Genomic DNA, 623 nt, shown 5'->3' with positions numbered 1-623 from the left:
CTCCCAGGCCGCCTTCTCGCTGGCGATCCGCTCGGCGCGCTGGCCCCTGGTGACATCACAGGCCAGGTCCCGGTCGGCCAGACGCTCGACGAGTGCTTCCGCGGTGGCCTTGGCATCACCACAGATGCCCACCGCGATCTTCTTCACCAGCCCCAGCATCTTGTGGTCGGCGTCGATCTGGATGATCTTGGCGTCCTGCGGCCAGTAGTCCAGGCCGTGCTGCGGCAGGGTGCCGAAGGGCCCCAGCCGGGTGCCCAGCGCCACCACCACGTCGGCCTGGGCGATCAGCTTCATGCCCGCCTTGGAGCCCTGGTAGCCCAGCGGGCCACACCACAGCGGGTGGCTGGCCGGGAAGGAGTCGTTGTGCTGGTAGCTGTTGACCACCGGCGCCCCCAGCCGCTCGGCCAGCGCCTGACAGGCCTCGACGCCGTCGGCCATCACCACCCCGCCGCCGGAGACGATCACCGGGAACTCGGCGTTCGCCAGCAGCTCGGCGGCCTCGTCGAGGGTCTTGGTGCCGCCGGGGCCGCGATCCAGTCGCGAGGGCGCGGGGATCTCGCACTCGATCTCGCCGTAGAAGTAGTCCCGCGGGATGTTCAGCTGGGTCGGGCCCATCTCCGACA

At 70.3% G+C, this 623-nt stretch carries 1 pseudogene; it reads right to left on the bottom strand.

Features of this window, described 5'->3' with window-relative positions:
- Positions 1-623, bottom strand: a pseudogene (locus AC5W54_RS22530) (sulfoacetaldehyde acetyltransferase); the annotation flags it as partial.

This window comes from Halomonas sp. LMYGS-3 (assembly GCF_059509875.1).
This window is presented reverse-complemented; position numbering and strand designations above follow the sequence as displayed.